Here is a 1,836-nt window from a genome sequence, read left to right on the forward strand (position 1 = left end):
CGCCACGTACTGCGCGCACGGGTCGAGGTTGTCGGGGGTGCAGCTCACCCAGAGGTCGTCCCTGCCGGCGATGAGCCGCCGGTCGGCGATCGGGTCCTTGTCCGTGCCGAGGAAGGTGCGCTCGACGCCGTACCTGAGCAGGGACAGCGCGTCCTTGGCGTAGAAGGTCTCGTCGAACTCCACCGCCTTGGGGGTGCCGAGCCGGTCGAACCGCAGCAGGGCGCCGAACACCGCCACCAGGATCGGGCTCAGCCACCCCCACAGGGCGCCGCCCTGGAACGGCGGGACCAGCCGGTCGCGCACCGGCACGGGGGCCGCGTCCTCGGCGCTCCCGCCGGCTCCGCCGACGTCGCCGGCCTCGCCGGGCGGTCGGAGCGGCGCTCCGGCGACAAGTCGCGTGTCTCTGGCGAATCTCGGAAGGAAGACGCGAACGGGCACCCGGGCACCCTATTGGCAGGGCGCCACCCGCATCCAGAGATCAGGCCCCGCGACGGGGGCGTCAGGCGCGGTGGACGGCGTCGTACAGCTCGCGCTTGGGGACGCCGGCGGCCTTGGCCACCTCGACGATGGCCTGCTTGCGCGACACCCCCGCCTGCTCCCGCCGGGCCACCTCCGCGACCAGCGCGCCGATGTCGGGCTCGGCGTCGCCGGGCGCGTACCCGGCGACGACCAGCGTGATCTCGCCGCGAACGTCCCCCTCGGCCCAGGCCGCCAGCTCCGACAGTGGGCCGCGCCGCACCTCCTCGTAGGTCTTGGTCAGCTCGCGGCAGACCGCCGCGGGCCGCTCGGCGCCGAACGCCTCGGCCATCGCGGCCAGGCAGGCGCGCAACCGGTGCGGGGCCTCGAAGAAGACCATGGTGCGCTCCTCGGCGGCGAGCGCGGCCAGCCGCCGGGCCCGTTCTCCTGGCTTGCGCGGCGGGAAGCCCTCGAAGCAGAACCGGTCGCTGGGCAGGCCGGAGATCGCGAGCGCGGTCGTCACGGCCGACGGACCGGGCAGCGCCGTCACCGGGATGCCGGCCTCGACCGCGAGGTGCGTCAGCCGGTAGCCGGGATCGGAGACCCCCGGCATCCCGGCGTCGGTGATGACCAGCACGGTGCGCCCGTCCTGGAGGTCGGCGAGCAGCTCGCCCGCCCTGGCCGCCTCGTTGGCGTCGTAGTAGGACACCACGCGGCCCGCGAGCGTGACCCCGAGGTCGGCGGCCAGCCGGCGCAGCCGGCGGGTGTCCTCGGCGGCCACGACGTCGGCGCCGGCGAGCGCCTCCCGCAGCCGGGCGGAGGCGTCCTCGACGCGCCCGATCGGAGCCCCTGCCAGCACCAGCCTGCCGTTGTCGTTCACGGTGCCCATCCTTCCTCATGAACGTTCCACGGGCGCGGGCGCCGTCGACCGGTCGCTCCCTGGAAGGACTCCCCCAATTGGGTACGTAAGAGGTGTTTCTTAGGCTGGACGTAATAGCCGCCCCGTACGATGTCCGGATGGCCCTGACGGACTTCCCTAACCAGGACTTCGAGCAGCCGGAGCCGCACGACGACCCCGCACAGCCGGGCTCGGTCCGCGACCGGCTGGTTCCACCGTTCCAAGGGAACCCCCTGTGGGGGTGGCTCGGTCCGATCCTGGTGGCGCTGTTCGGCGCCTTCCTGCGGTTCGACCGCCTGGGCTCCCCCAAGGCGATCGTGTTCGACGAGACCTACTACGCCAAGGACTCGCTCTCGCTGATCAACTTCGGCGTGGAGCGGGTCGCGGTCAAGGACGCCGACAAGATGCTCCTGGCCGGCAACTCCGGCATCTGGAAGCAGTGCGGCCCGAACGAGCTGGACCAGTGCGCCTCCTATGTCGTC

The 1,836-nt window shown here is 72.9% G+C and carries 1 protein-coding gene and 2 pseudogenes; 1 reads left to right on the forward strand and 2 read right to left on the reverse strand.

The window, feature by feature from the left end; all coding sequences use genetic code 11:
* Window positions 1-438 (reverse strand): annotated as a pseudogene (locus ABZU32_RS40880) (hypothetical protein); the annotation flags it as partial.
* A 61-nt stretch (window positions 439-499) separates the two neighbouring features.
* On the reverse strand, window positions 500-1,345 hold the full coding sequence (rsmI, locus tag ABZU32_RS40885; RefSeq protein ID WP_354932161.1) for a 16S rRNA (cytidine(1402)-2'-O)-methyltransferase: 846 nt from the start codon (window positions 1,343-1,345) through the stop codon (window positions 500-502).
* Window positions 1,346-1,473: 128 nt separating this feature from the next.
* Between rsmI and ABZU32_RS40890 the strand changes: the two are divergent.
* Window positions 1,474-1,836: pseudogene (locus tag ABZU32_RS40890) on the forward strand (phospholipid carrier-dependent glycosyltransferase); the annotation flags it as partial.

The organism is Sphaerisporangium sp. NPDC005288, from assembly GCF_040607475.1.
Taxonomy (GTDB): domain Bacteria; phylum Actinomycetota; class Actinomycetes; order Streptosporangiales; family Streptosporangiaceae; genus Sphaerisporangium; species Sphaerisporangium rhizosphaerae.

What these genes read in the sequence shown, in the direction of transcription:
- rsmI (WP_354932161.1), bottom strand. Translation starts at nt 1,345, where the DNA reads ATGGGCACCGTGAACGACAACGGCAGGCTGGTGCTGGCAGGGGCTCCG.